This is a genomic window from Micromonospora sp. NPDC048835 (genome assembly GCF_040649995.1).
In the GTDB taxonomy this organism is placed as follows: domain Bacteria; phylum Actinomycetota; class Actinomycetes; order Mycobacteriales; family Micromonosporaceae; genus Micromonospora.
Window position 1 is genome coordinate 121,665 of record NZ_JBEZGM010000005.1, and the last position, 26,026, is coordinate 147,690.

22 protein-coding genes are annotated in these 26,026 nt (G+C 72.6%); 15 read left to right on the top strand and 7 right to left on the bottom strand.

The features are described from left to right. Nucleotides 1-103: 103 nt before the first annotated feature. Nucleotides 104-619, bottom strand: coding sequence for a LytR C-terminal domain-containing protein (locus AB0C15_RS08510; RefSeq protein WP_357350345.1), 516 nt, complete (start codon nt 617-619; stop codon nt 104-106). Between the two features lie 433 nt (nt 620-1,052). Here AB0C15_RS08510 and AB0C15_RS08515 point away from each other — a divergent pair, with 433 nt between their 5' ends. Next, entirely contained in the window at nt 1,053-1,349 is a 297-nt protein-coding gene (locus AB0C15_RS08515) for a DUF4193 domain-containing protein (protein WP_007075406.1), read from the top strand. Nucleotides 1,350-1,465: 116 nt separating this feature from the next. Next, complete coding sequence (locus AB0C15_RS08520; RefSeq protein WP_357350089.1) at nt 1,466-2,317, top strand: hypothetical protein; 852 nt, start codon at nt 1,466-1,468, stop codon at nt 2,315-2,317. Nucleotides 2,318-2,421: 104 nt separating this feature from the next. Here AB0C15_RS08520 and AB0C15_RS08525 read toward each other — a convergent pair whose 3' ends face one another. Further along, nucleotides 2,422-2,949, bottom strand: coding sequence for a DUF3093 domain-containing protein (locus tag AB0C15_RS08525; RefSeq protein WP_357350346.1), 528 nt, complete (start codon nt 2,947-2,949; stop codon nt 2,422-2,424). A 91-nt stretch (nt 2,950-3,040) separates the two neighbouring features. Between AB0C15_RS08525 and dut the strand changes: the two genes are divergently transcribed. The 4 genes from dut to AB0C15_RS08545 all read left to right on the top strand — a co-directional run bounded on the left by dut (nt 3,041) and on the right by AB0C15_RS08545 (nt 5,459). Then, the gene (dut, locus tag AB0C15_RS08530) at nt 3,041-3,577 is read left to right on the top strand and encodes a dUTP diphosphatase (protein WP_357350091.1); all 537 of its coding nucleotides are present in this window, start codon (nt 3,041-3,043) and stop codon (nt 3,575-3,577) included. Nucleotides 3,578-3,602: 25 nt separating this feature from the next. Then, the gene (locus AB0C15_RS08535) at nt 3,603-4,265 is read left to right on the top strand and encodes a DUF3710 domain-containing protein (protein ID WP_357350093.1); all 663 of its coding nucleotides are present in this window, start codon (nt 3,603-3,605) and stop codon (nt 4,263-4,265) included. Nucleotides 4,266-4,369: 104 nt separating this feature from the next. Further along, on the top strand, nt 4,370-4,750 hold the full coding sequence (locus AB0C15_RS08540) for an OB-fold nucleic acid binding domain-containing protein (protein WP_124816055.1): 381 nt from the start codon (nt 4,370-4,372) through the stop codon (nt 4,748-4,750). A 25-nt stretch (nt 4,751-4,775) separates the two neighbouring features. Continuing rightward, a complete protein-coding gene (locus tag AB0C15_RS08545) occupies nt 4,776-5,459 on the top strand; it encodes a DUF3159 domain-containing protein (RefSeq protein ID WP_357350096.1) in 684 nt (227 codons plus the stop codon). A gap of 27 nt (nt 5,460-5,486) precedes the next feature. Here the strand turns inward: AB0C15_RS08545 and AB0C15_RS08550 are convergent, their stop codons facing one another. Then, nucleotides 5,487-6,176: a TrkA family potassium uptake protein gene (locus AB0C15_RS08550; RefSeq protein ID WP_357350098.1), complete on the bottom strand. Its 690-nt coding sequence runs from the start codon at nt 6,174-6,176 to the stop codon at nt 5,487-5,489. Nucleotides 6,177-6,179: 3 nt separating this feature from the next. Continuing rightward, entirely contained in the window at nt 6,180-6,845 is a 666-nt protein-coding gene (locus tag AB0C15_RS08555; protein ID WP_357350100.1) for a TrkA family potassium uptake protein, read from the bottom strand. A gap of 163 nt (nt 6,846-7,008) precedes the next feature. Between AB0C15_RS08555 and AB0C15_RS08560 the strand changes: the two genes are divergently transcribed. From AB0C15_RS08560 to dxs, 3 genes are all read left to right on the top strand, one after another. After that, nucleotides 7,009-9,093 (top strand): APC family permease, encoded by a 2,085-nt coding sequence (locus AB0C15_RS08560; RefSeq protein ID WP_357350102.1) that lies wholly within the window; start codon nt 7,009-7,011, stop codon nt 9,091-9,093. Nucleotides 9,094-9,166: 73 nt separating this feature from the next. After that, nucleotides 9,167-10,390 (top strand): TRAM domain-containing protein, encoded by a 1,224-nt coding sequence (locus AB0C15_RS08565; RefSeq protein ID WP_357350347.1) that lies wholly within the window; start codon nt 9,167-9,169, stop codon nt 10,388-10,390. Nucleotides 10,391-10,442: 52 nt separating this feature from the next. Beyond that, nucleotides 10,443-12,389: a 1-deoxy-D-xylulose-5-phosphate synthase gene (gene dxs / locus AB0C15_RS08570; protein ID WP_357350104.1), complete on the top strand. Its 1,947-nt coding sequence runs from the start codon at nt 10,443-10,445 to the stop codon at nt 12,387-12,389. Nucleotides 12,390-12,833: 444 nt separating this feature from the next. On the opposite strand, the gene AB0C15_RS08575 is transcribed toward dxs, so the two are convergent. Beyond that, on the bottom strand, nt 12,834-13,988 hold the full coding sequence (locus AB0C15_RS08575) for a hypothetical protein (RefSeq protein WP_357350349.1): 1,155 nt from the start codon (nt 13,986-13,988) through the stop codon (nt 12,834-12,836). A gap of 617 nt (nt 13,989-14,605) precedes the next feature. Here AB0C15_RS08575 and AB0C15_RS08580 point away from each other — a divergent pair. After that, nucleotides 14,606-16,321: a hypothetical protein gene (locus AB0C15_RS08580; protein WP_357350351.1), complete on the top strand. Its 1,716-nt coding sequence runs from the start codon at nt 14,606-14,608 to the stop codon at nt 16,319-16,321. Then, a complete protein-coding gene (locus AB0C15_RS08585) occupies nt 16,321-18,117 on the top strand; it encodes a hypothetical protein (RefSeq protein WP_357350106.1) in 1,797 nt (598 codons plus the stop codon). Before AB0C15_RS08580 ends, AB0C15_RS08585 begins: the two co-directional genes overlap by 1 nt. Before the next feature lie 24 nt (nt 18,118-18,141). Here AB0C15_RS08585 and AB0C15_RS08590 read toward each other — a convergent pair whose 3' ends face one another. After that, nucleotides 18,142-20,046 (bottom strand): hypothetical protein, encoded by a 1,905-nt coding sequence (locus tag AB0C15_RS08590; RefSeq protein ID WP_357350109.1) that lies wholly within the window; start codon nt 20,044-20,046, stop codon nt 18,142-18,144. Between the two features lie 97 nt (nt 20,047-20,143). On the opposite strand from AB0C15_RS08590, the gene AB0C15_RS08595 reads away from it, so the two are divergent. Continuing rightward, on the top strand, nt 20,144-21,439 hold the full coding sequence (locus AB0C15_RS08595) for a PQQ-binding-like beta-propeller repeat protein (RefSeq protein ID WP_357350111.1): 1,296 nt from the start codon (nt 20,144-20,146) through the stop codon (nt 21,437-21,439). Further along, nucleotides 21,436-22,713 carry a PQQ-binding-like beta-propeller repeat protein gene (locus AB0C15_RS08600; RefSeq protein WP_357350113.1) on the top strand — a complete coding sequence of 426 codons (1,278 nt, stop codon included), beginning with the start codon at nt 21,436-21,438 and terminating at the stop codon, nt 22,711-22,713. The genes AB0C15_RS08595 and AB0C15_RS08600 overlap by 4 nt, the downstream gene beginning before the upstream one ends. Here AB0C15_RS08600 and AB0C15_RS08605 read toward each other — a convergent pair whose 3' ends face one another. Further along, a complete protein-coding gene (locus AB0C15_RS08605) occupies nt 22,714-23,865 on the bottom strand; it encodes a peptidase C39 family protein (protein ID WP_357350115.1) in 1,152 nt (383 codons plus the stop codon). A 142-nt stretch (nt 23,866-24,007) separates the two neighbouring features. On the opposite strand from AB0C15_RS08605, the gene AB0C15_RS08610 reads away from it, so the two are divergent. Both AB0C15_RS08610 and AB0C15_RS08615 read left to right on the top strand, forming a co-directional pair. Then, the gene (locus AB0C15_RS08610; protein WP_357350117.1) at nt 24,008-24,676 is read left to right on the top strand and encodes a response regulator transcription factor; all 669 of its coding nucleotides are present in this window, start codon (nt 24,008-24,010) and stop codon (nt 24,674-24,676) included. Nucleotides 24,677-24,731: 55 nt separating this feature from the next. Then, on the top strand, nt 24,732-25,907 hold the full coding sequence (locus AB0C15_RS08615; protein WP_357350119.1) for a HAMP domain-containing sensor histidine kinase: 1,176 nt from the start codon (nt 24,732-24,734) through the stop codon (nt 25,905-25,907). Nucleotides 25,908-26,026: the final 119 nt, after the last annotated feature.

A 26,026-nucleotide genomic window follows, 5' to 3' on the forward strand; every position in this document is an offset into this window, starting at 1 on the left:
CGACCGGGCCGGCGCTCGCACCGCCGAGCGGGTCCGTGCTCGGCTGGCGACCGGGCCGGCCGGCTGACGACCGGCCCGGCGCTGCGGCCGGCCGGTTACGCCGTCACTTCTTGGCGGGTGGGGACGGGCAGGAGCCCTTGGGTGCCTCCGGCGGGCCCGAGTCGCCGAGTGACTGGTTGACCTCGGTGGTGGTGGCGAGCTGCTGGAAGCCGTTGCCCAGCACCACGTCCACGGTGTCGTCGGCGCGCTTCGGGTCGTAGCCCGGGGTGGCGTTGTTCAGGAAGTACGCCTGGAGCAGGTGCGCGGAACCGACGCCCTTCGGGCCGAACCGCAGCACCGCGACGCTGTCGATCTTCTTCTCGTTGCCGGTCTTCTTGACCTGGAACTGCCGGTTGCTGAACTCGTCGGCGACGGACTGGGCGAGACCGGGCTGATCCGTGGCGTTGAAAACGTTGATCTTGACGTCCTTGCGCTCGCGCAGGGTCAGGTCCGCAAGTGGCCAGCCCTCGGGGCAACCCGCCGCGGTGCCCGCGTTGCCCTGGCTGTCGCGGACCACGGCCACGACGACGAAGACCAGGGCGATGACCGCCAACAGGCCGACGACGACGAGTGCTCGCACGCGCGCAAAACTCATCAGGGCACTCCCCGGACCTCAGGTGGGTGGTGACGGCCGGAAACGATCGCTCAGGCCGCCGGCCGTCGAATACGCCGCTGAGGTTAACGGTTGTCCGGCCGTCGCGTGGAAACAGCCCGACATGCCGGCGCGCCGACCGCGAACCGGGTACTACTACCCCTATCTTCGTGTCGCCTGAATCACATTGGGAACAACTTCGCGTGCGGGGGCGTACATCTCAGCCGCAAGGGCGGTATACATGCCTCGCCCAAGGGGGGGTAAGGTTCCGCGCTCGCAGGGGAGTCGCCCCAGCGAGCTCGACCCGTTCGGTCCTCGGGTCGGGTGCCCGACACAAGTGGTGGCCGGCCAGCGGAACCGAAACAGCGTCGTCCGGCGTTACAACCGGAAGCGACAACATCGATATGGGAGAGTGAAACCGATGGCCACCGACTACGACGCCCCGCGTCGCGACGAGGTCGACCTCGGCGAGGACAGCCTGGAAGAGCTCAAGGCACGGCGCGTCGACTCACAGTCGGGCGCGGTGGACGTCGACGAGGCCGAGGTGGCCGAGAGCTTTGAGCTGCCCGGTGCCGATCTGGCCGACGAGGAGCTCACGGTCAAGGTGCTTCCGATGCAGCAGGACGAGTTCCGGTGCGCCCGCTGCTTCCTGGTCCACCACCGAAGCCAGCTGGCAGTCGAGCGTAACGGCGAGCTGATCTGTCGCGAGTGCGTCTGACAACCACGACACCGGCGGCGGCCTCCTGAACGGGGCCGCCGCTGCCGGTGTAGGCATGCGGTCGTGGTGGGTACCTGCTTGACTCGTAACGGGTAGCCACAGCACCGGGAGGTCCGATGAGCGATCGAGGCGGCACCACCGACGGCGGCACGGGTGACCTTGACGCCACCGGCGGCGCGGGTGACCTCGGCGCCACCGGCGGCGCGGGTGACCTCGGCGCCACCGTCGCGGCGTTGACCGCGGACGACATCGAGCCGGCGCGGCGTCGCCAACTGCTGACCCGGATGGTCGGGCAGGCCCGTGCCCGGGGCATCTCCGACCTGTTCAAGCCTCGCGCCGCCGTGCGCTGGATGGTCGACACCGTCGCCGAGATCGCTCCGCACGTGCCGGTTCGAGACCTGGACACGCTGCGTCGGCACTTTCCCGGCCTGGACGACGCCGCCCTCGCCGACCGGCTCATCCGTAACGCGTCGAGGACCACCGCCGCGATCGGCGCGGCCGGTGGAGGCGTCGCCGCCGTCGAGTGGGCCGTCGCGCCGACCCTGCTCTCCGCGCCGGTGCTGCTCGCCGCCGAGACCGTGGCCGTGGTGGCGGTGGAGCTGAAACTCGTCGGCGAGCTGCACGAGATCCACGGTGTGACGCTGCCGGCCGGCGGCAGTCAACGGGCGGTCGCCCTGGTGCACTCCTGGGCCACCCAACGGGGCGTCAACCCGATGGTGCCCGGGGTCGGAGTGGGAGCGGTGCTCGGCACCGCCGCCCGCAAGGAGTTGCGGGAGATGCTGCTGCGGCGCTTCGGTCGTAACCTCACCACGCTCGGGCCGTTCCTGACCGGCGCCGCGGTGGCCAGCTTCCTGAACCGTCGTGCCACCCAGCAGATGGCCGGGCAACTCCAGGTCGACCTGCGTCGGCGGGGCATCGCCCGACCGGCGCCACCGACAGCCCTCCCGGGCCCGCCGACCGGCACCTGACCGGCCGCCCGGCGTCTCGAGCCAGGCCGGCCTCGAGCCAGGCCGGCCTCGAGCCAGGCCGGCCTCGAGCCAGGCCGGCATCGAGTCAGACCCGGGCGGTCAGCTCAGCCTGGCTCGCCCGCGGTGGGGCGAGCGGCCGTCACGGCGTCCCGCGCGGTCAGCACCGCCTCGGCCAGCTCGACCGGGTGCCTGGTGCTCACCACCCAGAACGGGGTCGGATCCGCAGGGTCGTCGAGGACCACCTGCACGGCACCGCCGATCCACGGCCGCTGCACCACGAAGGCGAGCGGGTCCGCGCCGACACCGAGCACCTCACGTCGGCCGGCCACGTCCAGCGGCACCACGTCGGCCACGAAACGGACCGGCAGGCGGGCGTCGTCCACCCGTAGCTCGGCATCGGTGACCCCGACCCGGATTCGGCCCAGCCACCACAGGCCGGCCGCGGTGAGCGGCAGCAGCACGGCGAACGGCAGCCAGGTGCGCAGACCGGAGGCGCCCATCCAGATCTCGACGGCGAGCAGGGCGGCGGCCACCAGCCCGGCCAGCCACAGCCACCAGGGCAGATCCAGCCGTTCGGTGTAGGTCGAGCGGGCGGCGACCGGCGGCTGATCGGCGGACGGGGTGGGTGACATGCTCACTCCTGCGAGGGTACGGCGCACGGCGGCTCGACGAACCGGCAGGATGGCAGGGTCACCCCGCGAACCGGACGAAGAGAGGGGACCCGTGACCGACGTCGTACCCGTGCCCGTACAGCTGCTCGATCCGGAGCTGCCGCTGCCCACGTACGCCCATCCCGGCGACGCCGGAGCCGACCTGGTGGCGGCCGCGGACGTGGAGCTGCCGCCCGGCGGCCGTGCCCTGGTGCCCACCGGCGTGGCCATCGCGTTGCCGGACGGGCACGTGGGCCTGGTCCATCCCCGCTCCGGTCTGGCGGCCAGGCTCGGCGTGACGGTGCTCAACGCGCCCGGTACGGTCGACGCCGGCTACCGGGGTGAGATCCTGGTCAACCTGATCAATCATGATCGGGATGTGCCGGCGAAGATCTCCCGCGGCGACCGGATCGCGCAGCTCGTGGTCCAGCAGGTCGCACGGGCGCGGTTCGAGCCGGTGGTCGAGCTGCCCGCGTCCCGGCGCGGCACCGGTGGGCACGGGTCCACCGGTGGGCACGCCGGTCTGGTGCCGTCGCCGACGGGCCAGGGCCGGGTCGAGCCGCGGTCGAACGAGCCGGGCCGCGGGCAGACGGAAGAGGTGGCAGGGTGAGTGTGAACAGCGGAGGGCAGGCGCAGTGATCTTCTCCCGAAAGCGGGCCGACGCCGAGCGGCAGACCCGTGACGAGCGGGCTACCCCGGTCCCGGACCAGGGCGATGCGGCGCCGACGCTGGAGCGCGGCCCGTACGACATCTCCGAGAGCTACGACGACGTGCAGCGGCTCGACCTGGGCAGCCTGCACATCCCGGCGATCGCCGACGTCGAGGTCCGGGTGCAGGCCGACCCGCAGGGTGTGATCCAGCAGGTGGTGCTGGTGCACGGCGACAACGCGCTCCAACTGGGTGTCTTCGCCGCCCCCCGGTCCGAGGGGATCTGGGACGAGGTGCGCGAGGAGATCCGGCAGTCGCTGCTCCGCGACGGTGCGAACGCGCAGGAGGTCGCCGGCGAGTACGGCCCGGAGCTGCACGCCCAGGTGCCCACCCCGGACGGCCCGACGAACCTGCGGTTCGTCGGGATCGACGGCCCGCGTTGGATGGTCCGGGGCGTCTTCCAGGGCCCGGTGGCCACCGACCCGGCCAAGGCCGGGCCGCTCGTCGAGTGCCTGGACGGCCTGGTGGTCGACCGTGGGCAGGAGGCGAAGCCGGTTCGTGAGCCGCTGCCGCTGCGGCTGCCCCGGGAGGTCGCCGACCAGGCCGCGGCCGAGGCGGGCGACGCCGCCGCCGCACCGCGCCAGGTCTGACCCGCGCGCACCGGCCCGCCGGAACCGGTCCCGTCGGCGTACGCTGGCGGCACGGTTCCGGCGCCGCCGGGGCCGGCGAGCGTGGAGAGGGTGACGCGGAGGTCATGACGACCGACGAGGGCAGGGTGTCGCTGCGGCGCATCCTGCAGAGGTTCACCGCCAGCGAGGCCGAGATCGACGCGCAGGAGCTGCGTCGGGAGAGCGCCGAGTGCGGCGGAATCCCCGCCCAGCAGTGTTCCCGGGGGCAGCTGGTCTCGGTCGCCGGTCGGCTGCGAACGGTTGTCTACACGCCGCGCACCAACCTGCCGACCCTCGAGGCCGACCTGTACGACGGCAGTGACGTGGTGACCCTCGTGTGGCTGGGTCGACGGCACATCGCCGGGATCGAGCCGGGTCGGCACCTGACCGCCCGGGGTCGGGTGGCGGTGCGTGACGACCGCAAGGTCATCTACAACCCCTACTACGAGCTGGACTCGCCCAAGTGACGGCACTGCGGACGGAAGGCCGGCGATGACCACCGGACAGGACCGAGCGGCCCAGCCGGAGATCGACCCGCAGGGTGAGGAGCCGCTGCCGACGATCGCCGAGCAGATGGCCGACCAGCTCGGTGGCTGGCGTGGGCTGGTCGAGTCCAGCATCCCGGTGGTGGTCTTCGTCCTCGCCAACATCATCGGCGATCTGCGGCCGGCGGTGATCGCCTCGGTCTCCGTCGCGGTGCTGATCGCCGGGGTGCGGCTGGCCCAGCGGCGGCCGATCCGGCACGCCGTCAACGGCCTGTTCGGCGTCGGCATCGGCGCGGCCATCGCCTGGCGCACCGGCGACGAGCGTGACTTCTACCTTCCCGGCATCCTCTACGGCATCGGGTACGGCATCGCCCTGCTGATCTCGGCGGCGATCCGGCAGCCCCTCGTCGGCTGGATCTGGTCGGTGCTGGTCGCCAAGGGCCGCTCGGAGTGGCGCAGCGACCCGAAGCTGGTGCGTACCTTCACCCAGCTGACCGTGCTCTGGGGTGTGGTCTGGCTGGCCAAGGTGGGCGTGCAGGCGGGGCTTTACCTGGCCCACCAGGACACCGCGCTGGGCGTGGCCCGGCTGGCGTTGGGCTACCCGCCCTACGCGCTGCTGCTGCTGATCACGGTCTGGACGGTGCGCCGGGTCACCCGTGACTCGCCGCCGGCCCCGCTGCCCAGCGCCTGAGCGACGCCGAGCCACCCCGGCCGGCGGTCAGCGTGAGCCGCGGGTCCGTTCGACGCTGTCCGGTCCGAGGACCACCGCGCGGACCTGGTCCTCCACCTCGGCGGTGCAGACGAAGATCAGCTCGTCGCCGGCCTCGATCGGGTCGTCCGGGCTGGGCACCAGAACCCGCTTGCCCCGCAGGATCGCGACCAGCGCGGAGTCGCGGGGCAGCGGCACGGCGTGCAGTGGCTGACCGACGTAGGGGGCGGTCGGCGGGAGGGTGATCTCGACGAGGTTCGCCTCGCCCTGTCGGAAGGTCATCAGCCGGACCAGGTCGCCGACGGTGACCGCCTCCTCGACCAGCGCGGCCATCACGCGTGGCTTGCTCACCGCCACGTCGACGCCCCACTGCTCGGTGAACAGCCACTCGTTCTCGGCCCGGTTGACCCGGGCCACCACCCGGGGCACCGCGAACTCGGTCTTGGCCAACAGCGACAGCACCAGGTTGGTCTTGTCGTCGCCGGTCGCCGCGACCACCACGTCGCACCCGGCGACGTCGGCCTCCTCCAGGCTGGTCAGCTCACACGCGTCGGCAAGCACCCACTCGGCGGCCGGCACCCGGTCCGGCCGCAGCATCTTGGGTTGGCGCTCGATCAGCATCACCTGGTGACCGTTGTCGATCAACTCCTGGGCGATCGAGCGGCCCACGTTGCCCGCGCCCGCGATGGCGACCCGCATGGCTCAGAGCCCTCCTTCCGGCGGCGCCGCCGCCACCGACGTGACCGTCGCCACGATGTCGTCGCTGACCAGCATGAACACCTGGTCACCCTCCTGCAGGACGGTGGAGCCGGTGGGCAGCGTGCCGATGCCGAAGCGGATCAGGTAGGCCACCCGCGCCCCGGTCGCCTCCTCGAGCGTCCGCACCGGTCGGCCGACCCAGTCCTTGTGAACGGGAACCTCGACGATCGACACCGTGCTCGTCGGGTCGCGGAAGATCTCCACGTTGCCCTCCGGCACCAGGTGTCGCAGCATCCGGTCCGCCGTCCACCGCACGGTGGCCACGGTGGGGATGCCCAGCCGTTCGTAGACCTGCGCCCGGCGCTGGTCGTAGATGCGGGCGGCGACCCGGGACACGCCGAACGTCTCACGGGCCAGCCGGGCCGAGATGATGTTGGAGTTGTCGCCGCTCGACACGGCCGCGAAGGCGTCCGCGCGCTCAATGCCGGCCTGCCGGAGCACCTCGCCGTCGAAACCCGCCCCGGTCACCGTGATTCCGGCGAAGTCGGGGCCGAGCCGGCGGAAGGCGTCGGCGTCCTGGTCGATCACCGCCACCGAGTGCCCTCGGGACTCCAGGCTGTGGGCGAGGGTCGATCCGACCCGGCCACACCCCATGATCACGACGTGCACGCTGTCCCTCCCAAGGTGCGTACCACCTCCGCTGCCGGTGGCCTTCGAGTGCGAGCCTGCCACGTCCCGGTCGCGGGCGGCGACCGACCGTACCCCGCCGTCTCGACCAGCGGTGATCGCCCACCCCCGCGCCCACGCCGGGGTGGTCGTACTCTTGGCGTTCGTGGCCAGTCCCACCTCGCTGGTGAAGCGACTTCTCCTCGGTCGACCGTTCCGGTCCGACCGGCTGCAGCACACCCTCCTGCCGAAGCGCATCGCGCTGCCCGTGTTCGCGTCCGACGCGCTGTCGAGCGTCGCGTACGCGCCCGACGAGATCCTGCTGACCCTCTCCATCGCGGGGGCCTCGGCGTTCCTGTTCTCGCCCTGGATCGCCCTCGCGGTGGTCGTGGTCATGCTCACCGTGGTGGCGAGCTACCGGCAGAACGTGTACGCCTACCCCTCCGGCGGCGGCGACTACGAGGTCGCCACGGTCAACCTGGGGCCGAAGTTCGGCGTCGGCGTGGCAAGCGCCCTGCTCGTCGACTACGTGCTGACGGTGGCGGTGTCGGTCTCCTCCGGGGTCGCCAACCTCGGCTCGGTGGTGCCGTTCGTGGCCACCCACAAGGTCCTCATCGCGGTGAGCGCGGTGGTCCTGCTCACCGCGGTCAACCTGCGCGGGCTGCGCGAGTCGGGCACGGCGTTCGCCATCCCCACCTACGGCTTCGTGATCGTGATGCTCGGCATGCTGCTCACCGGGTTGTTCCGGGTCTTCGTGCTGGGCGACGAGCTTCGCGCACCGAGCGCCGACCTGGTGATCCAGGCCGAGCACAGCGTGACCGGTTTCGCGCTTGTCTTCCTGCTGCTGCGAACGTTCAGCTCGGGCGCCGCCGCGCTCACCGGCGTGGAGGCGATCTCCAACGGGGTGCCGGCGTTCAAGGCGCCGAAGAGCCGCAACGCCGCCACCACCCTGCTGCTGCTCGGCACCATCTCGGTGAGCATGCTGGTCGGGATCATCTGGCTGGCCCGGCTCACCCACCTGCAGTTCGTCGAGGATCCGAACCTCCAGATCGTCTCCGGCCCCGACGGGTACGTGCAGAAGACCGTCACCACCCAGCTCGGCGAGACGGTCTTCGGTTCCGGGTCGATCCTGCTCTACGTGCTGGCCGGGGTGACCGCCCTGATCCTGTTCCTGGCCGCGAACACCGCGTTCAACGGCTTCCCGGTGCTCGGCTCGATCCTGGCCCAGGACCGCTACCTGCCCCGCCAGTTCCACACCCGGGGCGACCGGCTGGCCTTCTCCAACGGGATCACCTTCCTCGCCCTCTTCGCGATCGTGCTGATCGTGGGCTTCCAGGCCGAGGTGACGAAGCTGATCCAGCTCTACATCGTCGGGGTCTTCGTCTCGTTCACCGTCTCCCAGGTCGGCATGATCCGACACTGGAACCGGCACCTGCGTACCGAACGGGACCCGGAGGCGCGCCGCCGGATGTACCGCTCCCGGGCGATCAACACCTTCGGCGCGGGCCTGACCGGCGCGGTGCTGGTGATCGTCCTGATCACCAAGTTCCTGCTCGGCGCCTGGATCGCGATCGCGGCGATGGCGGTGATCTACGTGTTGATGCTGGCGATCCGCCGGCACTACGACCGGATCGCCGTCGAGTTGACCCCGCCGGACGAGGGCCGGGCCGTGCTGCCTGCCCGCAACCACGCGATCGTGCTGGTCAGCAAGCTGCACCAGCCGACGCTGCGGGCCATCGCCTACGCCCGCGCCACCCGACCGGACACGCTGACCGCCGTGACCGTCAACGTGGACGAGAAGGACACCCGGGAGTTGCAGGCCGACTGGGAACGACGGGAGATGGCCATCCCGCTCACCGTGATCGACTCGCCGTACCGGGAGATCACCCGGCCGATCCTGGACTTCGTCGCCTCCACCCGCCGCAAGTCGCCCCGGGACGTGGTCACCGTCTTCATCCCGGAGTACGTGGTCGGCCGCTGGTGGGAGAACCTGCTGCACAACCAGAGCGCCCTGCGGCTCAAGGGCCGGCTGCTCTTCGAGCCGGGGGTGATGGTGGTAAGCGTGCCGTGGCAGCTCGCGTCGACGGCGAGCAAGAACCTGGACCGGCTGGACGCCACCCTGTCCCGGACCCCGGCGCGGGGGCCCCGGAGCACCGGGTCACCGCTTGTCGCCGCCCCGCCGACGGTCTCCGCGCCGCCCGGCGAGGGGGAGCCGGAGGGCACCGCAACGAGGGGAAACACCCGTGACTGAGTCGGGCGGTCAGCGGACCGCGACACCTCGGACGTCGTCGGCATCGTCCGCCGGGTCCACCCCGGAACGGGGCCTGGCCGAGGCGGACCGGGTCGAGCTGACCGTCGACGCGGTCGCCCCCGGCGGGCACTGTGTCGCCCGGGTCGACGGGCAGGTGGTCTTCGTCCGGCACGCGTTGCCTGGTGAACGGGTCGTCGCCGAGGTCACCGAGGTGCACCGGGGGTTCGTCCGGGCCGACGCGGTGACCGTCCTGGAGCCCTCACCGGACCGGGTCGAGCCGCCCTGCCCGTACGCCAGGCCCGGTGCCTGCGGGGGCTGCGACCTTCAGCATGTCGCCCCGGCGGCGCAGTTGGCCTGGAAGGCCGCAGTGGTACGCGAGCAGTTGGTCCGCCTCGGCGGGCTGACCGACGTCGAGCTGGACCGGCTCGGCGTCCGGGTCGAGGCGCTGCCCGGCGGGCTGCTCGGCTGGCGCTCCCGGGTCCGGTACGCGGTCGACGGCGCGGACCGGGCCGGCCTGCTCAAGCACCGCTCGCACGAGGTGGTGCCGATCGACCGCTGCCGGATCGCCCACCCGGCCATCCAGCACCTGCCGGTGCTCACCCCCACCGGGGCGCGCTGGCCGGACGCCGAGGCGGTGGAGACCGTGGCCAGCACCGGCGGGGACGTCACCGTCACGGAGGTCCGCGACGGGGTGCCCACCCCGGTCAGTGGCCCGACCGACGTCCGCGAGGTCGCCGCCGGACGGGACTGGACGCTGCCCGCGTCCGCCTTCTGGCAGGTGCACCCGGCCGCGGCGGACACCCTCTCCACGGCGGTGTTGGAGTTGCTGGACCCGCAGCCCGGCGAGACCGCCTGGGACCTCTACGGCGGTGCCGGGCTGTTCGCCGCCGGGCTGGCCACACGGGTCGGCGCGACCGGGCGGGTGACAGTTGTCGAAGCGGCGGCGCAGGGTGTCGCCGCCGCCCGGGAGAACCTCGCCGACCTGCCCAACGTGGAGGTGGTGTCGGCCCGGGTGGAGACCGCGCTGGCCCGCCGACGGATCACCGGCCCGGTCGACGTGGTGGTGCTCGACCCGCCGCGCTCCGGGGCCGGCGCCCCGGTGGTCCGCGCGCTGGTCGCCGCCGGTCCACGGGCGGTCGCGTACGTGGCCTGCGACCCGGCGGCCTTCGCCCGGGACGTACGCACCTTCGCCGACCACGGGTGGCGGCTGGCGGCGCTGCGGGGCTTCGACCTCTTTCCGATGACGCAGCACGTCGAGCAGGTCGGGCTGCTCGTCCCGCCGCCGGACGAGCGGTAGCGGGCAGCGGGCCGGGCTGCGGAGTACCGGAGGGCCGATAGACTCTCCGGTCATGAGCGTTGAAGAGGACACGGCCAACCACGGCCGGCTGCTGGGGACGGTTCGCGGTCCGCAGGACGTCAAGCGGATGTCCGGCGAGGAACTGGACGTCCTCGCCGCCGAGATCCGGGACTTCCTGATCGCCAAGGTCTCCCGTACCGGCGGGCACGTCGGGCCCAACCTCGGTGTGGTGGAGCTGACGCTCGCCATGCATCGCGTCTTCGACTCGCCCCGGGACCGGCTCCTGTTCGACACCGGTCACCAGGCATACGTACACAAGATCATTACCGGCCGTCAGGCCGGCTTCGACAAACTCCGTCAGCGCGGTGGCCTCTCCGGCTACCCCAGCCAGGCGGAGAGCGAGCACGACCTCATCGAGAACTCGCACGCCTCCACCGCGCTGTCCTACGCCGACGGTCTCGCCAAGGCGTACGCGCTGCGGGGCGAGGCGCGCAGCGTGGTCGCCGTCGTCGGGGACGGCGCGCTGACCGGCGGCATGTGCTGGGAGGCGCTGAACAACATCGCCACCGCCGGCAACTCCCTGGTGATCGTGGTCAACGACAACGGTCGCTCCTACTCGCCGACCATCGGCGGCCTGGCCGACCACCTCTCCTCGCTGCGCCTCAACCCGGGCTACGAGAAGGTCCTCGACACCGTCAAGGACGCCCTCGGCTCCACCCCGCTCGTCGGCAAGCCGATGTACGAGGTGCTGCACGCGGTCAAGAAGGGCATCAAGGACGCGGTCGCCCCGCAGGCCATGTTCGAGGACCTCGGCATCAAGTACGTGGGCCCGGTGGACGGGCACGACGTGACGGCGGTCGAGGCGGCGCTGCGCGCGGCCAAGAACTTCGGCGGCCCGGTCATCGTGCACGCCGTCACCCGCAAGGGCTACGGCTACCGCCCCGCCGAGGAGGACGAGGCGGACTGCCTGCACGGCCCCGGCAGCGCCTTCGACGTGGAGACCGGCGCGCTGCTGGCCGCCCCGTCGGTGAAGTGGACGCACGTCTTCGCCGACGAGCTGCTGGCCGTCGCCGACGAACGCCCGGACGTGGTGGGCATCACCGCCGCGATGGCCGAGCCGACAGGCATCGCGAAGCTGGCCCGCAAGTACCCCGAGCGGGTGTACGACGTGGGCATCGCCGAGCAGCACGCAGCCACCTCGGCGGCCGGGCTGGCGCTCGGCGGCCTGCACCCGGTGGTCGCGGTCTACGCCACCTTCCTCAACCGCGCCTTCGACCAGGTCCTGCTGGACGTGGCGATGCACAAGCTGCCGGTGACCTTCGTACTGGACCGGGCGGGCATCACCGGCCCGGACGGGCCCAGCCACTACGGCATCTGGGACATGTCGGTCTTCGGGGTGGTGCCCGGGCTGCGGATCGCCGCCCCCCGCGACGCCGCCACCCTGCGCGAGGAACTGCGCGAGGCGTTGGCAGTCGACAACGGCCCCACAGTGGTGCGGTTCCCCACCGGCGCGGTCGCCGCGGACCTGCCGGCGCTGCGCCGGGTCGGCCCGGTCGACGTGCTTGCCGAGTCCGCCCGTACCGACGTGCTGCTCGTCGCCGTCGGCTCCTTCGGCCAGTTGGGCATGGAGGTGGCCGCCCGGGTCGCCGAGCACGGCTACGGGGTCACCGTCGTCGACCCCCGCTGGGTGCGTCCGGTCCCGGCGGAGCTTGTCGACCTGGCCGCCCGGCACCGGCTCGTGGTCAGCGTCGAGGACGGCGTCCGGGTCGGTGGGGTGGGCGACGCGCTCGCCCAGGCGATGCGCGACGCCGACGTCCGGGTGCCGCTCAAGGACCTGGGCGTACCGGCCGACTGGCACCCGCACGGCACCCGCGCGCAGATCCTCGCCGACCTGGGCCTGACCGCCCAGGACGTGGCCCGAAACGTCACCGGTTGGATCTCCGGCCTGGACGCCACCCCGGACCGCCTCACCCCGAGCGACGCAGCCGCACAGAACTGACCGCAGGCAAGACGAGACGGCGGGCGCCCTTTCGAGGGGTGCCCGCCGTCTCGCTTGATCCCGACCCCACGTCCCCCACCCCGCCGCACCCCCACCATGCCCGGTACGCCGCGCCCGGTCACCCGTGCCCGGCCACCCCGCCCCGCCGCCGTCCCCGCCCCGCTGTCTCCGGTCGATCAAGGACTAATGGTGGGCGGATGCTGATGATTCGCGACTTTTGGGGGGCACCACAAGTCCATGATCGATCGGGTGAGGGGTGCCGTGCGGTGGTGTGGTGGTGCGGGAGACCTCATTGCGTCGCTCCGCTCGCCGATCTTGCACTTTCGGTCGACGAAACGCCCCTTGAGCCCCGATTTGTCGGCGCAGAAAGTGCAAGATCGCGCGGGCGGGGCCAGGGCGCGGGGTGCGGGGCCAGGGCGCGGGGGCGGGGCTGGGAGGGTGGGGCTAGCGGGGGGAGATGGAGCGGTAGTGGGTCTTGTCGGTATTGGCGAGGCTGTAGGTCTGGGAGCGGGCCGGGGTGGGCACGACCACCAGGCCGGGGCGTTCGACCAGCAGGGGGGTGCCGGGCGGGACGGACAGGGAGCTGTCCCGGGTGGGTCGCCAGCTCAGCACCACGAGCGGTTGGTTGGGCACCGGCAGTTGGTACGCCTGCAACGGGGTGGCCCGGTCGGCGGGTGAGACGACGGGGGCGCTGCCGTCGGCCGGGCGGTAGATCACCGCAGTCATCGCGCCGGCGTCGGTGTCCCAGCTGAGTTGCTGCAACTCGGCCGCCTCGCCGCCGCCGAGGGCGACGTCGCCGAGCGAGCGTACGGTGAGCTTCGCCATCGGCCAGGACGTCGGCACCGAGCGGGGGGCGTCCCGGTCTCCGATGCGGCGCGGGATGCTGCCGAACGGGCCCCGATCGCCGCCCAGCACGCAGGTGTCCAGGCCGGTGAGCGCCCTTCGACCCGTGCCGGACTCGTCGCGGACCAGCGGGTAGCGCGGATCGACGGTGCCGGTGCCCAGGTCGAGCAGCCGGTCGGCGGCCCGCCCACGGGGCAGCGACTCGGTGCTGCGCAGGGTCGCGGTGACACCGACGGCCGTGCAGGAGGGCACGTCGACAGGCGCGCTGAGGCCGTCCGCGATGGCCAACGTCCGGTCCTGGGGCCCGAGCAGGGTCTGCACCCGGGCCGAGACCAGATAGCGCCGGCCGCCGGCCGTCTGCACCGGCAGCACGTCGGAGTAGACGAGGTAACCCGGGTCGGTGTACTCGGTGGCGCGGGTGACCGCGTACCGGTCTCCCGCGCGGGTCAGTTGCAGCAGCCAGGACGCGCTTTCGCCGGGCACGTCGGCGGCGACGAGCGCCACCGGGGCGCCGTCGACCCGGCCGGAGAAGAGGATGCCGGACGAGGGCAGGTGCGCGCGGTCGTCGGCCGGCGAGCGCCAGCCCCGGACCGCCGTGGTGACCGCCGCCGTCACCGTGGCGTCACCGGAGAGGTCGCCGCGCGGTGGCCAGACCGCCAGAGTGCCGTCCAGGCTGTCGTACCCGACCCGGAGGTCCTGCGGCTTGCGTTCCGCCACCGGACCGCAGGCCGTGCCGGCCAGCAGCGCGCTCAGCAGGACGGGAAGCGCCCTGCCGTACCGACGGCCTGGAGTCACCTGGTCCGCCCCCGATCGCCTCGCCGTCGCTGTCGGAAAGCGCCATAGTACGAGATGTCCGGTGCGGAGCCTCAGCTGGCCGTCCCCCGAACCGCCACAATGGACACCACCGGGGCTTTAGGGTGATTTGGTTGCTCCGGTAGACTCCGCCGACTGTGACGCCTGCCGAGTCCCGCGCCCTGTCCGCGCCGCACCCGGAGGCGGCAGCCGACTCCGCCGAGTTGGTGAACTACCGCACACCGGTCGGTCTCTTCGCCGGTCCGCCCGCGCTGACCGCCCCCACCACACCGGCCGAGCCCACCACGGCACCGGCCGCCCCGACCACGCCGGGCGAGCCCACCACGGAGCCGGCCGCCCCCGCCAGGGAACCGGCCGAGCCCACCACCGAACCAGCGGCCCCGACCACGCCGGATGAACGCCCCACCGAACCAGCCGAGCCCGCCGCGCCCACCAGGGAACCGGCCGTCCCGGCCACGCCGGGCGGGCCCACGGCGGAATCGGACGACCCGACAGCGCCGGCCGAGCCCGCAGCTCCGACCCGTGCGGGGTGGCGGCGGTGGACCCGGCGTCGGCAGCACCTGGCGGTGGGCGGGCTGTTCCTGCTCGCCGCGATCTGGGTGACCAGCCGGATCTGGCTGGACCCGTCGGGCCGGGTGGCCTCGCTCTACACCGGTGACCCGGCGCAGGTGCAGTTCTTCCTGGCCCACTCGGTACGCGTGGTGCTGCACGGCGAGTACCCGTTCTACACCGAGCAGTTCAACTACCCGGACGGCGTCAACCTGATGGCCAACACGGCCGTGCTGGCGCTGGGCATCCCGATGGTCCCGGTGACGCTGCTCTTCGGGCCGGCGGTCTCCTTTGTGGTGTTGGTCACGCTGGGCCTCGCCGGTACTGCCATGGCCTGGTACCTGATGCTCTCCCGGCACCTGGTGCGGACCCCGCTCGCGGCGGCGGTCGGCGGCTGGTTCTGCGGGTTCTCGCCCGCGATGCTCTCGCACGCCAGTTGGCACCCGAACATCATCAGCCAGTTCCTGCTGCCGTTCATCGTGTGGCGGGTGATGGTGCTCACCGGCTCCAGGAAGCCGGTGCGGGACGGGGCCCTGCTGGCCCTGCTGGTGACCGCGCAGGCGTTCATCAACGAGGAGATCCTGCTCTTCACGGCGCTTGCCTGCGGGGTCTTCCTCCTTGCGGTGCTCGCCCAGGAGCCGGCCCGGTGGCGGGCGGCCTGGCGGCCGCTGGGTGCCGGCGTGGTGACCTGCGCGCTGCTGGCCGGGGCGCTGCTGGCGTACCCGCTCTACGTGCAGTTCGCCGGGCCGATGGCCTACCACGGCCTCAGCGACGCGGTGCAGGACTACGGCAACGACATCGCCGCCTTCTTCGCTCAGGGGTCGCCCACCCTCGGCGGCAACCAACGCGCCAACATCAACCTGGCGCCGAACTACTCGGAGGAGAACGCCTTCTTCGGCTGGAGCCTGTCGCTGCTGGCCATCGGCATCGTGGTCTGGCTACGCCGGGAGTTGATCGTTCGGGCGCTCGCGGTGACCGGCGTGTTCTTCGCCGTGCTCTCCCTCGGCGAGCGGGTCTCCTGGTGGGACCGGGAGCTGATCACCGGGCCGTGGCAGTGGTTGGTCCACCTGCCGCTGCTGGACGCGGTGGTGCCGACCCGGTTCGGGCTGATCACCAGTGTGGTGGTCGGTCTGCTGCTGGCGCTCGCCGTCGAGCGGGCCTGGGCGCTGCGTGCCGCCGACCGGCGTACCGTGCGGGTGCTCACCGCCGCGGGCCTGGCCTTCGCGCTGCTGCCGATCGCGCCGATGCCGCTGCGGATGGTCACCCGACCGCCAGTGCCGGACTTCATCACGGCGGACCGTTGGCGGGCCTACGTGGGGCCGGACCAGACGCTGGTGCCGATCCCGGTGCCGAGCATGGGCAACACGCACGGCATGCGCTGGGCGGCGGCCACAAACCTCGACTTCAAGATTCCCGGCGGTTACTTCCTCGCGCCTCGCAACGGCAACACCGGCGACGCGGGCCGGTTCGGCGGTCGCCCCAGCGGGGTGGGTCAACTGCTGGAGGAGGTGGCCACCACCGGCCGTACGCCGAAGCTCGACGATCGGCAGCGGCGGCGCTTCACCGACGAGCTGCGGCACTGGCGGGCGGCGATCCTGGTGCTGCCGGTGCGGCAGCAGAACGCCGAGCCTCTGCGACGGACGGTCGAGGAGTTGGTCGGCCCCGGCCGCCAGGAGTTGGACGTCTGGCTCTGGGACGTCCGGACGCTCAGCGACCGTTCGGTCTGATGACCACCGGGACGACGTCCCCGGACACCTCGGCAGCGGAGACGGTCGGCGCGTCCCGTCCGGCCTGGCTGCGGGACGCTCTCGTGGTCGCCGGCTACCTGGGCCTCGCCGTGGTGGTGACAGCCGGCCAGTGGGGTCGTCCGTGGTCGCTGTTCCACCAGGCGGGTGACCAGATCCTCTTCGAGTGGATGTTGGCCCACGCGGCCCACGCGGTGGTCGAGGGGGAGAACCCGCTCTTCAGCGCCGGGTTGAACGCGCCCGACGGGTTCAACCTGATGGCGAACACCTCGGTGCTGGGCCTGGGTGTCCCGCTGACGCCGGTCACCCTGCTCTTCGGCTCGCAGGTGGCGTTCTGCGTGGCGGTCGTCTGCTGTCTCGCGGGGACCGCCGCCGCCTGGTACGTGCTGCTGCGCCGCCGTCTGCTCACCACCCGGGCCGCTGCCGCGGTGGGTGGGCTGATCTGCGGCTTCGCCCCGGGCATGATCGCTCAGGCCGGCGCCCATCTGCACATCGCCGCCCAGTTCCTGGTGCCCGCCATCCTCGCCCTGGTGTTCCGGCCCGCCTCGGACGCGGCCCGGCCCGACGTGTGGCGGCCCGGCGTCTGCCTCGGACTGCTGCTCGTCTGGCAGGTCTTCATCGGTGAGGAGGTGCTGGTCTTCCTGGCGCTCGCGACCGGGGTCTTCGCGCTTGCCTACGCGCTCGCCGACCGGGTGGCCGCGCGGCGTCTCGCGCCGGCCCTCTTCGGTCGGCTCGCGGTGGCGGCCGGGGTGGCGGCGGTGCTGCTCGCGTACCCGCTGTGGTTCCAGTTCCACGGCCCGCAGCACTACTCCGGGATGGCGTTCGCCACGCAGGCCTTCGCACTGGATGTCGCCTCGTTCACCGCGTCGGCCCGGCAGACCGTGCTCGGTGACGACTGGCTGCCGGGGTTTCTCGCTCCCAACCCGACCGAGGAGAACTCGTTCTTCGGCCCGGGTCTGCTGGTGCTCGCCGTGGTGATCGTGATCTGGCAGTGGCGACGACCGCTGGTCCGGGCTCTGGCCGCCTGTGGCGTTGTCTTCGCGGTGCTCTCGCTCGGCGTCGAGCTGCGGCTGGACGGCGCGGCGACAGGCATTCCGGGGCCGTACCGGCTGTTCGGCGGGCTGCCGCTGCTCGACCTCGCGGTGCCGGCCCGGTTCGCGCTGGTCTGCGTACCGGTGCTCGGGGTGCTGGTGGCGCTGTCCCTGGATCGGGTCCGCGCGGCGGGTGCGCCGACGGCGGCGTCGGGCCTGCCGGTGCGGCTGCTGTGGGCCGGCGCGGTCGCCGCCGCACTGCTGCCGCTGACGCCGACGCCGATCCGGGTGGTGCCGGTCGCGCCGGTGCCGGCGTTCGTCGCCGCCGGCGGCTGGCGTCCGCTGGTGCCGCCCGGCCGGACGGTCGTCGCGGTGCCCCCGGTCACCGGTGCCGGACGCAGCCCGGCGATGCTCTGGTCCGCCCGGACCGGCCTGGCGTTCGACGCGCCCGGCGGTTACTTCATCGGCCCCAGCGGCCCGGACGACCCGGCGGCCCGGTGGGGGGCGCCGGACCGGCCCACGTCGGTGCTGCTCCGGCAGGTGGCCGAGACCGGCGCGGTGCCGGTGCTCACCGACGCCGACCGGCGCCAGGCCGTCGAGGACCTGCGGCACTGGCGTGCCGCGGTGGTCGTACTCGGCCACCTGGAGCACGGCGACCCGGTCCGCCGAACCGTCGACGACCTGCTCGGCCCGGGCCTCCCGGTCGACGGTGGTTGGCTGTGGGACGTCCGGGACCGGGTCGGCTGAGCGGGCCGGTGGCGTCGCCTCCGACTAGCCCACCAGGGCGCGCACGTCCCAGACCCAGACGTCGTCGACCCGCTGCGCCGGACCGAGCAGCGCGGTGACCAGATCCCGGAGCACCGCCTCGCGGGGGTGCGCCCCGAGCACGACCACCGACGCCCGCCAGAACCGCAGGTCCTCGACGGCCTGGCGGCGGTTCTCGTCGGTGAGCGCCGGGAGCGTGCCGCTGTCCATGGTGGAGTAGATCAGGGTGCTCGTCGGCCGGTTCGGTGCGCCGAAGACGCCCTCACCCAGCTCGTTCGGGCCGATGAAGTAGCCGCCCGGAACGGGGAACTCCTGCCCGGTCAACGCGCTCCACCGCAGCGTGGGCAGGCCGTGCACGTTGCTCGGGATCGGCACCGGCACCAGGGTTCGACCCGCCGGCACGTAGGGCCGCCAGCCGCCCGCGGTGATGAAGTGCGGCGGCGGGTCGATCTGCTGGGCGGGCAGCGGCCGGGGGAAGAGCGGCAGCACGGCGAGGGCGACCGCCGCGTACCCCACCGGGCGCAGCCACCGACGGCGCGCCGCGACCGGCGCGGCCGGCTCGGCGGCCTCGTCGGATGCCGCCGGGTTCGCCTCGGTCGTGCGCTGGGCCGGCACCCGCGGCCGGTCGGCAGGCGGGCGCCCCTGGCGGTACGCGGCGTCCCAGGTCAACGCGAGCAGTACGCCCACCGCGGCGGCGACCACGAGCGTCAACCGGGTCGGCATCATCATCTCGACGAGCGGCAGGTCGTCCGACACGTACGACCACGGGCCGCGGATGCCGGTCTCCACCCCGTCGAAGCGCACCCACGGCCCGATCGCGGCCACGCTGAACACCACGATGAGCACGGCGACGATCCGGGTGGCGAGCGAGCGGCGGAACAGCAGCACCAGCGCCACCACCGAGAGCAGCACCAGCGGCCAACCGAACCAGGTGTTCTGTTCGGTCAGGCCGATCGTCTTCTCCACCGCCGGGTCACCGGCCCAGGTGTCGCGGGCGAAGGTGACGAAGGCGACCAGGTCCTCGCCCCAGTTGTGGAACACGCCACCCTGTAGGCCCCGGTACGACTGCGGGCCGTTGAACTGGAACCAGATCGGGTACGCCGTGAGCACCAGGGCCAGCCCGCCGGCGACGCCCAGCCCGGCCAGGAACGGGCCGGCGGCGGCCCGGGTGGCACGTGGCCGTTGGACGGCGTACGCCACCACGATGACCAGGCAGGCCAGCGCGGTGAGCAGCAACATCTCCTCGTTGATGAAGATCTGGTACGCCACCAGCGCACCGAGCACCAGCCCGTTGCGTCGCCACCGGCCCGGCTCACCGAGGCTCAGCACCCGCACCACGATCAGCGGGAGCAGGAAGTTGGACACGAAGTTCGGTTGGCCGTTGGCGTGGTGGATGATCCCCGGCGCGAAGCCGAGGAACGCCCCGCCGACGAACGCCGCCGCCCGGGAGCGCACCAGGTGGCGAGAGAGCATCCAGTACCCGGTGCCGGCGGTGGCCGCCAGCGCCGCGCCCAGGTAGAGCGCGTACATCACCTGGGGGCCGAGCAGCATGGTCAGCGGTGCCAGCGGCAGGGTCACCCCGAGCAGCGAGGTGTTGGCCATCATGTTCACCCCGTCCGGGGCGTTCTGCCGGGCGGTGAAGAGCGGGTTCTCCAGGTGCCGCACCGAGAACGCGCCGTGCGCGAACAGCCACTCGAACCAACTGTGGTCGGTGGGCAGGTGCGAGGAGACCCGGCCGTTGACGTCACCCCAGTAGTTGAGGCAGACGAAGACGCCCAGCAGCACATAGGCTCCGAGGGCCAACAGGTCGGCTCGGGCCGGGCGGCGTCGAGGCCGCCGTGTCGACTCGGCCTCGGCCGGGTCGGCGTCGGTCAGGGATTTCAGCGAAGGGTCTACCACCGGCACAGCCACGACGCGCCATCGTACAGGCGGGGTTCCGTCGCTTTTGCCGGCCCGGTGCGCTGACGGTCGGTTTGCCGGGCGGTGACCTGTCGGCCAGCCTTGACTGGTGACGGAGGGACGATCGTTGTCGATCATCGAGCTGGGCGAGGTTCGGGACGAGCCCGCGGCGGGGCCCCCGGATCGCCGCCCGCGCGCCGCGGGTCGCCCGGTGCGCAGCGCGGCGGTGCTCGTGCTCAGCCTGGTGGTGCTGGCCGGTGCCGCGCCGGTGCCGCAGCGGGCGGTGAGCACGGTGCCGGCGGCGCGGAGGGCCACGGTGTACCTGGCCGCGGACGGCGTCTTCGTCGTCGATCCGCCGACCCCCGACGGGGACCGTTACCTGACCGCGTACGACCAGCCCACAGCGACCGGCACCGGGGTGCGGCGGCGTTGGCAGGCGTCGCTCGCCCGCACCGGTGACTACCTCGACGTCCGGGTCGAGCGTGGGTTGGTGCTGGCCGTGGCGGTCAACGCACCGGACCGGATGTTCCAGACCACCGCCTACGACGGCGCGACGGGCAGGCAGCGTTGGCAGCTCCCGGGGGCGGTCCAACCGGCGGTCGGTGACGGCCTGCTGCAATCAAACATCCGGCAGGACGAGCCGAGCGCGATGACCCGGATCGATCCCGACTCCGGCCGATCGATCTGGTCGGTGCCGATCGCGGCGTCGGCGAACCTCTCCTACCACGTCGTCGAGGGCCGGGTCGACAGGTTCGCGCTGCTCCAGGCGACCGGCGAGGTGCGGGTGCACGACGCGGTCACCGGCAGGCTGCTGGGCAGCGTGGACACACTGCCCGGTGACCGGGCGGCGTTCCAGCGGATCCAGGTCGTCGACGACCTGCTGCTGCTCGTACCTCCCGGTAGCAGCCGGCTGGTGGCCTACCGGCTGGCCGGTCTGGAGCCACTGTGGACGGCGGAGGTTCCGTTGGCCAGCTACGCGGTCAGCTGCGCCGGCCTGCTCTGCGTGATACCGCAGACCGGCGGCCTGCAGGTGCTCGACCCGGCCAGCGGTGTGGTGCGGTGGTCGGAGCCGAGCCAGGACAACCTGGTCGACGTCCGGCACGGTCGGTTGTTGATGGCCAAACCCGGCCGGGGGTACGAGGTCCGGGACGTGGCCACCGGGCGGCAACGCATCGAGCTGGGTGCCTGGACGCTGATGTCGATGCCCGGGCCGGACGCACCGCTTGCCGGTGTGCGGCGGGGCGACAATGGTCGGATGGTCGTCGCCGAACTCGATCTGGCAGCCGCGCGAGCGCGAGTCGTGGACGTGCTCCCGAACGTCGCCGGTAGTTGCCAGGTGTCCCTGCCGGTCGTGCTCTGCCAGCGCCTCGACGGCAGCACCGCGCTGTGGCGGTTGACGCGGTGAGCGGCTCGGTGATCGACCTCGGTGAGCTGCGGCACGGCTCGGAACCGGAATCTCTGCCCCGCCCCACCCGCGCCCACGGTCGCCCGCTGCGCTGCGCGCTCGTCGTGCTGTTCGCGCTCGTCGCGCTCGCCGGCTCCGTCGTCACGCCCTCCCGGCCGGCCCCGCTGACGCTGCCGATCCGGTCCGGGGCCGACCTCATGATCGACGGTGACCTCCTCCTGGTCCTGGAGCCGGCCACCACCGCGACCCGACGGGCGCGGGTGTCCACCTATCGACTACCCGGCGGCGAGCCGGTCTGGCAGGCGCCGCTGTCGGCGGAGGCCAGGTACTGGGGGATGACCCCACTGGCCGGGATGCTGCTTGCCACCGGCTACGAGATCGGCCCGGAGGGTCGGGCGACGATGACCATCGCGTTGGACCGGGCGACCGGGGCGTACCGGTGGCAGCAGCCAGGCACCGTCTCCAAGCTGACCGACGGCAACGTGCTGCTGCGCGACGGCGGCGAGACCTTACCGTCCACTCTGCGCGTGGTCGATCCGTGCTGTGGCACCGTGCGTTGGCAGCTCTCCGGCGCCAGCGCCGAGACGACTGTGCGGGACACCGAGCGCGGGGTGGACCGGGTGGTGCTCAGCGAGGCGGACGGGCCGGTCGAGGTACGCGACGCGATCACCGGCGCGGTGCTGGCCCGCGCCGACCTGCGCCCGCCCGACGGTGGTCGGATCGGCCTGGACCTGACGAAGGACCTGCTGCTGGCCATCGACAGGGGCTCGGGCACGGTCACCGCGTACGGGCTTGATCAGCTTGAGGCCCGCTGGACCCGTGCCCGGCTCCACGTCGACTTCGCGTTGGACTGCGGCCCCGTTCTGTGTGTGCGCACCGGCAACAACGAACTACAGGCGCTCGACCCGGCAACCGGCGGGGTGCGCTGGCGCAGCACCCAGTGGGGGTGGGCCTGGCCGACCGACGGCCGGCTGATGGCCAACATCAGCGGTATCGGCCCGTTGGAGCAGTACATCGTGCTCGATGCGATGACCGGCCAGCAGGTGGCCGACCTGGGCCGGTGGGAGCTGTACCAACTCGGTCCCGGCGGCCGGTTGGTCGGCATCCGGCGGCACCCCGACGCCGGGGTGCTCGTCGGCGAGTTGGACGTCGGCGCCGCAGAGGTGCGCATCGTGGACGTGCTGCCCGACGCCACCGGGGAGTGTCAGGCGATCACCGGCTACCTGGTGTGCAGTGCGGCCGGCGAGTACCGGCTCTGGAAACTTCCCGACTGATCACCAGTTGGCCTGCTCGGGCGGCGGGGGCAGCGGCACCGACGGCGGTCGCAGCACGTACGCCACCCCGCCGCTGCCGCGTTGCCAGACCGCCTCGAAGCCCCGCCGCGGCACGGTACGGCGGACCGCGTCGTCGTCCGGCGCGTACGGGTCGTTGAGCACCGGGTCGCCGTCGGCGGTGAAGCCGACAAGGGTCATCAGGTGCCCGCCGGTGTCGTACCCGAGGCCCGGTACCTCGTCGGCGCGGAACGCGGCGGAGACGATCAGGGGGATGCCGGCGGCGATGAACGACTCCGCCTCGACGAGGGACCGTAGTCGGGTGACGAACGCGTCCACCCCGTGCAGACCGGCGTACGCGGTGTTGAACGGCCAGTTGCCGGCCCCGGCGTACGCCTGGTCGTAGCAGTGTCGGGCGGCGTGCACCACCACCGGTCGGGACCCGGGCGGCTGCACCCAGGCGTAGTGCTCCGGTGCCGGCGCGGCGCCCCAGTAGGCGAGCACCATCGAGGTGCAGGTGGGGCTGCACCAGGAGTCGCCACCACCACCGAACTGCGGGTACTGGCCGGCGTGCAGCCGCTGCGAGTAGCGGGGCACGTCAAGCACCCGGCCCCAGGCGGCGGACGCGGCGGGCGTCAGCTCGTACCCCTGGTCGGTCGGGGTCGGGCCGTTGGCGACCGCGCCGAGGCTGCGCAGCACCGGGCCGGTGGGGTCGTCGGCGGGCCGGCACAAGGTCACCCGCGCCTGCCACCCGGTGACCGTTGCTCCGGTCACGACCAGGGTGTCGGTGTCGACCCGGGCGGCGCTGTCGCGCTGTCCGGGCAGCGAGGTGCGTCGTACCTCCCGGTCGTCGGCGGCCCAGCGGGCCAGCCGGTACCAGTCGGTGCTTGGCGCGTCGTCGTGCCAGCCGCGCAGGTCGACCTCGATCCAGCAGCCACCCGGGGTGTCGGCCGTCCAGGACGGCACCACGTCGGCGACCGCGAAGCCGACCCGTACCGGCGGTGCCGTCCAGGTGCCCCGCTCGGCGACACCGTCGAGGGTGAGCCCTCGCCCGCCGGCGCGTACGCCGTCGCCGCTGCCGCTCGTCGTGTCGCCGGGCAGGTGGAAACCCCGGTAGGCGATGTCCCGCCGGGTGGGTGGTGCCGCTGTGGTCATGCCAGGTCCGTCCGTCGCTCGGTGCCGCCGGCCAGCATCGCGTACGCCGTGGTGGCCCGCAACGCCGCCCGGCGCGGACGGCGAGGGACGATTGTTGCCGGCCGGCACTAGGTTGTCGGTGGTCAGCAGCGAGGAGGCCGGGATGCGGGTACTGGTGGTCGAGGACGAGCGCAACCTCGCCGACGCGATCGCACGCGGGTTGCGCAAGCGGGGGATGGCTGTCGACGTGGCCTACGACGGCGACGCCGGCCACGAGGCGGCGTTCGTCACCAGGTACGACGTGGTGGTGCTCGACCGCGACCTGCCCGGCGTGCACGGTGACCAGATCTGCGCCGACCTGGCGGCCTCCGGCGCGTTGACCCGGGTGCTGATGCTCACCGCGAGCGGCACGGTGGCCGACCGGGTGGAGGGGTTGCAGCTCGGCGCGGACGACTACCTGCCGAAGCCGTTCGCCTTCGACGAACTGGTGGCCCGGGTGCAGGCGCTCGGCCGTCGGGCCACCCCGGCCGCGCCGCCGGTGCTCGAACTGGCCGATCTGGTGCTCGACCCGGCCCGCCGGGTGGCCACCCGCGCCGGCGTGCCGGTGGACCTCACCAACAAGGAGTTCGGGGTGCTCAGCGAACTGCTCAAGGCGCGTGGCGCGGTGGTCTCCAGTGAGGAGCTGCTGGAACGGGTCTGGGACGCGAACACCGACCCGTTCACCACGATCGTCCGGGTCACCGTGATGACGCTGCGCAGGAAGCTCGGCGACCCACCGCTGATCGAAACGGTGGTCGGCGCGGGCTACCGCACCGCCGAGGTCAGCGCATGAGCGCGAGGAGTGAGCCGGTTTTGCGAGCCCCGCAGTCGCGAATCGAGGGTGTGCTGTGACTCGCCGCTTGCGGCCCACTCTGCGGCTGCGGCTGACAGTGCTCAACGGGGTGCTGCTGATCGGGGCCGGAGCGATCCTGGTGCTGCTGGCCTGGCTGTTGGTCCGCGACGCGCTGCGGCCCACCGACGAGTTGGTGCCCGGCACGATCGTGCTGCTCTCCGACGGCCGGGAGATGGACGCCGCCGAGTGGCAGCGGCAGTTGGTCGACGCCGCCTCCGGGGAACTGCTGGCCAAGGGCCTGGTCGCGCTGTTGGCGATCAGCGTGGTCGGGGTGGCTGGCGCGTACGCGGTGGCCGGCCGGGCGCTGCGCCCGCTGCACCAGGTCACCGCCACCGCGCAGCGGCTCGGTGAGGCGACCCTGGACCAGCGGATCGGTTACTCGGGCGCGGACGACGAGGTGGCCGAGCTGGCCAAGACGTTCGACGCCATGCTGGACCGGATCGCGTCCGCGTTCGAGGCGCAGCGACGTTTCGTGGCGAACGCCTCACACGAGCTGCGGACGCCGCTCGCCGTGATGCGGACGGAGATCGACGTGACGCTCAGCGATGACGACGCGGACGCCGCCGAGTACCGACGGATGGCGACGGTGGTCCGCGACGCCTCCGAGCGGGCGAACGGTCTGGTGGACGCGTTGCTGGTGCTGGCCCGCAGCGAGGCGCAGGCCGGTCGGCAGTTGGGCCGGCGGACCGAGTGTGATCTCGCGGCGGGCACCGCCAACGCGCTCTCGGCGATGCGTCGCGAGGTGGAGCGGATCGGTCTGCGGGTGCAGACGTCGCTGGAGTCCGCGCCTGTCGTCGGCGACCCGGGGCTGCTCGACCGGCTGGCCGGGAACCTGATCGAGAACGCGGTCCGCTACAACCACCTGCACGGCCGGCTCTGGGTGCGTACCGGGACCGACGGTGTCAAGTCCTGGCTGGTGGTGGGGAACACCGGCTTCGAGGTGGACCAGGTCGACGTGCCGGGGTTGTTCGAGCCGTTCCGTCGTGGGGGTCGGGAACGTACCGGCGCCCGTGGTTCCGGTTTGGGGTTGTCCATCGTCCGGGCGGTCTGCACGGCGCACGGCGGCACCGTGCGGGTGATCGCGCAGTCGGGTGGTGGTCTCGAGGTGACGGTCACCCTGCCGTCGGCGGACGCCCCGGCGCTCAACGGCGCGTTGCCCAGCCCCGGCTGAACGGGGTTGCGCGCCCGGCTCGGCCGATGGCACGATCGCTCCGTCAGCTCGAGATGAGAGGGGGTGCGTCGATGTCCACCTATGTCGACTCCGCGCCCCGGGTCCGCGTCGGCTGACAC